This is a genomic window from Pseudomonas sp. B13(2017), from assembly GCF_002113245.1.
Taxonomy (GTDB): Bacteria; Pseudomonadota; Gammaproteobacteria; order Pseudomonadales; family Pseudomonadaceae; genus Aquipseudomonas; species Aquipseudomonas putida_Z.
Window position 1 is genome coordinate 78,299 of sequence record NZ_NEJX01000024.1, and the last position, 6,466, is coordinate 84,764.

The window sequence follows — 6,466 nt, forward strand, 5'->3', positions numbered from 1 at the left end:
ACAGGGAGCGTGTGAATGGCCATGAGGACGGTGCTGCTGGCAATGCTGCTGAGCTTTGCCCCGTGGGCGGCGGCTGCCGAAGGTATGCCGAAGCAGATCCACCTGGTCAGCGAAGAGTGGCTCGACTACACCAACGCCGACGGTACCGGGGTGGCCTGGGACGTGCTGCGCAAGGTGTTCGAGCCGGCCGGGGTCAAGGTGGTGACCCAGAGCGCGCCTTACAGCCGTGCGATCGGGCTGGTCAAGCGTGGCGAGGCTGACGCCTGGGTAGGCTCGTACAAGGACGAGAACGACGACAACCTGTACCCGCGCTGGCACTTCGACATGGACCACATCTACGCCCTGGGGCTGGTCAGCAAGCCTGTGCCTACCCAGCAGACCATAGGCCAGTACCGCCTGGCCTGGGTGCGTGGCTACGATTTCGGCAGCTACCTGCCCAATGTGCATGACTTTCGCGAAGTCCAGCGCCGCGAAGGCATTTTGCCGATGCTCGAGCATGACCGCGTGGACTACTACATCGATGCGCTGACCGAGATCGACTACGTGCTCGGCCAGACCTCCTACCCCGAGCGCTTCCGCCGCACCCATGTGGCCGAGCTGCCGCTGTACCTGGCCTTTGCCCGCAACGACCAGGCCAAGGCCCTGCGCGACCTGTTCGACAAGCGCATGGCCGAGCTGGTGCGCAGTGGCGAGCTGAAGCCGATCTTCGAGCACTGGCAGCAGCCGTATCCGTTCAGCCCGAATAGCAAACCGCATTGAGGCGCAGAGCACCAAGGCCTGTGCGGTCCCTGTGGGAGCGGGTTTACCCGCGAACACCGGCGAAGCCGGTGCCAGGCGCCGCGTTACCTTCTTCGCGGGTAAACCCGCTCCCACAGAAGCCCGCGTAGGGGGCAGGGTTGATCGATGGCCTAATAAGCATCGAACTTTTCGATCTTAAGCCACGGTATTCAGCCAGCCCACATCCCCCAACCTGCTGATACAATCGGCCCACGAGAAATTTTCAACTTATTCCAGGAGCACAACGTGCCCGTCGTCTTTGTTGCCGCCTCTAAACTCCCGACTCCCTTCGCGACCTTCACCATGCATGGCTTCCTCGACGAAGCCACTGGCCGTGAGCACGTGGTGCTCAGCCTGGGTGACATCGCGGACGGCCAGCCGGTGCTGGGGCGCCTGCACTCCGAGTGCCTGACCGGCGATGCCCTGTTCAGCCAGCGCTGCGACTGCGGCTCGCAGCTGGAAGCCGCGCTGCAGGCCATCGCCCGTGAAGGCCGTGGCGTGCTGCTGTACCTGCGTCAGGAAGGCCGTGGCATCGGCCTGCTGAACAAGATTCGCGCCTACGAGCTGCAGGATGGTGGCGCCGATACCGTCGAGGCCAACGAGCGCCTGGGCTTTGCCGCCGACCAGCGCGACTACGCCATGTGCCTGCCGATGCTGGAGCACCTGGGCGTGAAGTCGCTGCGCCTGATGACCAACAACCCGCGCAAGGTCAAAGCCCTGACCGACATGAACATCGTCGTCGCCGAGCGCGTACCGCTGCACACCGGGCACAATCCGCACAACCGCTACTACCTGGCAACCAAGGCCGGCAAGCTGGGCCACATGCTGGGTAACGAGCACCAGGGCGAGGTGCCTCAGGCGTGACCCGCGCCGAGGTCAAGCGGCGCCTGGCGCTGGCCTGGTGGCAGTACCTGGCGGTGGGCCTGGTGCCGCTGCCAGTGATGGCCTGGGCCTTCGGTGGCGGTGATGGGCTGGCCTCGGTGCTGGCCATGCCACTGTTCATTGCCGGCGCGGCGACCATGTTCCTCAGCCTGCCGCGCTTCGGTGCCTACAAGCGCGCCCTCATCGCCACGTCCAAGGTGCTCGGCACTGGCGAAGAGCCCGCCGCCTGGATCGAGCTGGCGCGGGTGCGGCGCCTGGCCATGCTGTATGCCTGCTTCCCGGCCTGGGTCGCCGCCTTGTCGGTGCTGGTCGGCCTTGAGGCGGTGCCGCAGATCCTGCTGGCGTTGTCCACCGCAGTGGTGCTGTACCTCTATCGCATTCCACGCCAGCTCGGCTGATGCGCCTGCTGCCCGGCCTGCTGGTGCTGTTCGCCTGTTCCGCACTGGCCGCCGAACCCCAGCGGGTGGTCAGCCTGGCCCCGTCGATGAGCGAGATCATGCTCGAACTGCAGGCCGATGACCTGCTGGTAGGTGTGCTCGACGGTGGCGAACGGCCGGCGGCGCTGCGTAAGCTGCCCTCGGTGGGGCGCCAGGGGCAACTGGACCTCGAACGCCTGCTCAGCCTGCGCCCCGACCTGTTGCTGCTGTGGCCGGGCAGCGTGCCGCCGGCCCAACGCGACCAGCTCAAGCGCCTGGGTATCGCAACGTACAGCGCAGAACCCCATGACATCGACCAGCTGATCGAGCAGATTGAAGCCATCGCCGAACGAATCGGCCGTGCCGAACAGGGCCATCGGTACGCCCAGGCCCTGCGTGACCGGCTGCGGCAGCTGCGCCAGCAGTATCGACGGGACGAGCCCCTGCAGGTGTTCTACCAGGTCTGGGACCGACCGCTGTATACGCTCGGTGGCCGGCAGGTGGTCAGCGATGCCCTGGCCGTTTGCGGCGCGCGTAATGTCTTCGCCGATCTCACCCAGCCGGCGCCGCAGGTAAATGTGGAGTCTGTGCTGCTGCGCAACCCGCAGGTCATTCTGGCGGGTGATGAGGCGCAGCTGGAGAGTTGGAAGGCCTGGCCGCAACTGCGTGCGGTTGCCGATGATCGTTTACTGGTGGTGCCAGACAAAGGCCTGGAGCGGCCTAGTGGGCAGATGATCGAAGCTACGGCGCGCTTGTGTGCGCTGCTCGAGGCTAACGCGCCAACGCCCAAGTGAGCTTTTGCGAGGGCTGCGCCCTCGATCGCGACGCAAGGCCGCTCCTACAAAGAACTGCGCGGTCCCTGTAGGAGCGGCCTTGTGTCGCGATGGGCCGCAAAGCGGCCCCAAAAAATCAAAGCCCGAGCCTGGCCATGCGGGCCTTCACCGAAGCCCCGATCCCGGCCGCATCAAGCCCACACTCAGCCAGCATCTGCGCAGGCTTGGCATGCTCGACATAGATGTCCGGCAACCCCAGGTGCAGCAGCGGTTTCACGATCGCCTGGCTAGCCAGGAACTCACCCACAGCCGCACCGGCACCGCCCATGATGGCGTTTTCTTCGATGGTCACCAGCAGCTCATGGTTTGCGGCCAGTTCCAGCACCAGTGCCTCGTCCAGCGGTTTGACGAAGCGCATGTCGACCACGGTAGCGTTGATCTGCTCAGCCACCTGCATGGCCTCGGCCAGTTGCACGCCGAACACCAGCAAGGCGACTTTTTCGCCCTGGCGACGGACCACGCCCTTGCCGATTTCCAGCGGTTCCAGGTCACCACTGATCGGCGCGTTCGGGCCGGTGCCACGCGGGTAGCGCACAGCCGCCGGGCCGTTGTACAGGTGGCCGGTGCTGAGCATCTTGCGCAGCTCGTTCTCGTCGCTTGGGGTCATCACCAGCATGCCCGGGATGCAGCGCAGGTACGACAGATCGTAGCTGCCCGCATGGGTCGGGCCGTCTTCGCCGACCAGGCCGGCGCGGTCGATGGCGAACAGCACGTCGAGGTTCTGTACCGCCACGTCGTGGATCAGCTGGTCGTAGGCGCGCTGCAGGAAGGTAGAGTAGATCGCCACCACCGGCTTGCTGCCCTCGCAAGCCATGCCGGCCGCCAGGGTCACGGCATGCTGCTCGGCGATCGCCACGTCGAAGTAACGCTCCGGGTAGCGCTCGCTGAACTCGACCAGGTCGGAGCCTTCCTTCATCGCCGGGGTAATGCCCACCAGGCGGTTGTCGGCGGCAGCCATGTCGCACAGCCACTGGCCGAACACCGCGGAATATTTCGGGCCGCTGGCTTTCTTCGGTGCGGCGGGTTTGTCGGCCGGCTCCAGCTTGGTGATGGCGTGGTAGCCGATCGGGTCGATCTCGGCCGGGGCGAAGCCCTTGCCCTTCTTGGTCACCACGTGCAGGAACTGCGGGCCCTTGAGGTCACGCATGTTGCGCAGGGTGGCGATCATGGTCGGCAGGTCGTGCCCGTCGATCGGGCCGATGTAGTTCCAGCCCAGTTCTTCGAACAGCGTGCCCGGCACCAGCATGCCTTTGGCGTACTCCTCGGTGCGGCGGGCGATTTCCCAGGCGCCCGGCAGGCGCGACAGCACTTTCTTGCTGCCTTCGCGCATGCTCGCGTAGGTGCGGCTGGAGAGGATCTTGGCCAGGTAGTTGGACAGGCCGCCGACATTGCGCGAAATCGACATGTCGTTGTCGTTGAGGATCACCAGCATGTCGGCGTTGACTTCCTGGGCGTGGTTCAACGCCTCGAAGGCCATGCCGGCGGTCAGCGCGCCGTCGCCGATCACCGCAATCGACTTGCGAGCGCTGTTCTGCAGGCGGGCGGCAATGGCCATGCCCAGTGCGGCGCTGATCGAGGTGCTGGAGTGGCCGACGCCGAAGGTGTCGTACTCGCTCTCGCTGCGGCGCGGGAAGGCGGCGATGCCGTCCTTCTGGCGCAGGCTGAGCATGCGGTTACGGCGCCCGGTGAGGATCTTGTGCGGGTAGGCCTGGTGGCCCACGTCCCACACCAGCCGGTCGTCGGGGGTGTCGAAGACGTAGTGCAGGGCGATGGTCAGCTCGATGACACCCAGGCCGGCACCAAAATGCCCACCGGTCTGACCCACGGTGTAGAGCAGTTCCTGGCGCAGTTCGTCGGCCAGGGTCTCCAGGTCGGCTTCGGCCAGCCGGCGCAGGCCGGCAGGCGTGTCAGCGCGGTCGAGCAACGGCGTGACCGGGCGTTCGCGGGGGATCTCTTGAAACGTCGTGGGCATCAGGCGAGTCGTTATAGGTGTGTGAAGACGCGGCAGTTTACCCCATTGTAGGAAATACTGCCCATTCAGACGGGTGTAGCATCGGGGGCTGCTTTGCAGCCCATCGCCGGCAAGCCAGCTCCCACAGGTTGTTCACAGTGCTCAAGGCCAGTGGGGTCTCTGTGGGAGCTGGCTTGCCGGCGATGGGCCGCACAGCGGCCCCAATCAAATCAGTTGCGGCGTTCGACGATGTAACGCGCCAACGCCCGCAGCGGTTCGGCCTTTTCGCCGAACCCTTGCAGTGCGACCAGCGCCTGGTCGCGCAGTTCGATCGCATAGGCCTTGGCCGCTTCCAGGCCCAGCAGCGCCGGGTAGGTCGGTTTGTCACGGGCGATATCGGCCCCCTGGCGTTTGCCCAGGGTGGCGGTGTCGCTTTCCACGTCGAGGATGTCGTCTTGCACCTGGAACGCCAGGCCGATGGCCTGTGCATAGGTCTGCAGGGCATCCAGTTGCGCCTGTTCGGCGCGGGCGCTGGCCAGGGCGCCGAGGCGCACGCTGGCTTCGATCAGCGCACCGGTCTTGTGCCGGTGCATGAACTCCAGCGCCTGTTGGTCTAGCTTCAGGCCAACCGAGCCCAGGTCGATGGCCTGGCCACCGACCATGCCTGCCGGGCCGGCAGCCTTGGCCAGGGCCTGGACCATGGCCAGGCGAATGCTGTCAGCCTGCGGGCTCAGGCGCGGGTCGAGCAGGGCGCTGAAGGCCAGGCTCTGCAAACCGTCGCCGGCGAGGATCGCGCAGGCTTCATCGAAGGCTTTGTGGGTGGTCGGCTGGCCGCGGCGCAGGTCGTCGTCATCCATGGCCGGCAGGTCGTCATGCACCAGCGAGTACGCGTGGATCAGTTCCACCGCACAGGCTGCGCCGTTGGCCTGTTCGGCCGGGGCGCCCAAGGCTTCGCAGGCCGCATAGGCCAACAGCGGACGAACGCGTTTGCCGCCGTTCATCACGCTGTAGCGCATGGCGGCGTAAAGGCGTTCGAGTTCCTTGGTCGGGGCGACGAACAACGGTTCGAGGGCGGCGTCGACCCGCGCCTGGCAGCTGGCCTGGTAGGTGCCGATCATGCTTCCGGCTCCGCGTCGAAGGGCTGTGCTGCCAGTTCGCCATCGCGTTCCAGCAGGATTTGCACCTTCTGTTCGGCCTGGGCCAGGGCGCCCTGGCAATCGCGGGTCAGGGCGATGCCTTGCTCGAAGGCGGCCAGCGACTCTTCCAGCGACAACTCGCCGTTCTCCAGGCGCTCGACCAGTGCTTGCAGGTCTGCGAGGGATTGCTCGAAATCGAGGGAGGCTTTTTTGCGGGCCATGGCGACTGTCTCGGTGGCATTCAGAACGGCGCGACACTAGCAGAGCGGGGCGGGGGGAGCAAACTTCAGGGGCAACGCTGTTGGTTTCAAGGGCCCTTTCGCGGGCTTGCCCGCTCCCACAGGTGCACCACAGGTCTTGAAGACTGTGATGTACCTAATGAAATGGTCCTCCCAGGACTCCCCAGTGAAAGCCTAAGCTTTCACTGGGGGATCTAACTGGAGATCGCCGTTATGAATACTCAAAATCTTG

At 65.5% G+C, this 6,466-nt stretch carries 7 protein-coding genes; 4 read left to right on the forward strand and 3 right to left on the reverse strand.

Annotated features, from left to right (window positions below):
• Window positions 1-15 precede the first annotated feature (15 nt).
• The 4 genes from CAG44_RS24650 (at window position 16) to CAG44_RS24665 (ending at window position 2,869) form a co-directional block, all read left to right on the forward strand.
• A complete protein-coding gene (locus CAG44_RS24650) occupies window positions 16-759 on the forward strand; it encodes an ABC transporter substrate-binding protein (protein WP_085693153.1) in 744 nt (247 codons plus the stop codon).
• A 264-nt stretch (window positions 760-1,023) separates the two neighbouring features.
• On the forward strand, window positions 1,024-1,641 hold the full coding sequence (gene ribA, locus CAG44_RS24655; RefSeq protein ID WP_003260612.1) for a GTP cyclohydrolase II: 618 nt from the start codon (window positions 1,024-1,026) through the stop codon (window positions 1,639-1,641).
• On the forward strand, window positions 1,638-2,057 hold the full coding sequence (locus CAG44_RS24660; protein WP_085591996.1) for an MFS transporter: 420 nt from the start codon (window positions 1,638-1,640) through the stop codon (window positions 2,055-2,057). The genes ribA and CAG44_RS24660 overlap by 4 nt, the downstream gene beginning before the upstream one ends.
• Window positions 2,057-2,869 carry a cobalamin-binding protein gene (locus CAG44_RS24665; protein WP_085693154.1) on the forward strand — a complete coding sequence of 271 codons (813 nt, stop codon included), beginning with the start codon at window positions 2,057-2,059 and terminating at the stop codon, window positions 2,867-2,869. Before CAG44_RS24660 ends, CAG44_RS24665 begins: the two co-directional genes overlap by 1 nt.
• A 115-nt stretch (window positions 2,870-2,984) precedes the next feature.
• On the opposite strand, the gene dxs is transcribed toward CAG44_RS24665, so the two are convergent.
• The 3 genes from dxs to CAG44_RS24680 form a co-directional block, all read right to left on the reverse strand.
• On the reverse strand, window positions 2,985-4,880 hold the full coding sequence (dxs, locus tag CAG44_RS24670; protein WP_085693155.1) for a 1-deoxy-D-xylulose-5-phosphate synthase: 1,896 nt from the start codon (window positions 4,878-4,880) through the stop codon (window positions 2,985-2,987).
• 209 nt (window positions 4,881-5,089) lie between these two features.
• On the reverse strand, window positions 5,090-5,977 hold the full coding sequence (gene ispA / locus CAG44_RS24675; protein WP_039614624.1) for a (2E,6E)-farnesyl diphosphate synthase: 888 nt from the start codon (window positions 5,975-5,977) through the stop codon (window positions 5,090-5,092).
• The gene (locus tag CAG44_RS24680) at window positions 5,974-6,216 is read right to left on the reverse strand and encodes an exodeoxyribonuclease VII small subunit (protein ID WP_003255380.1); all 243 of its coding nucleotides are present in this window, start codon (window positions 6,214-6,216) and stop codon (window positions 5,974-5,976) included. The genes ispA and CAG44_RS24680 overlap by 4 nt, the downstream gene beginning before the upstream one ends.
• Window positions 6,217-6,466 lie beyond the last annotated feature (250 nt).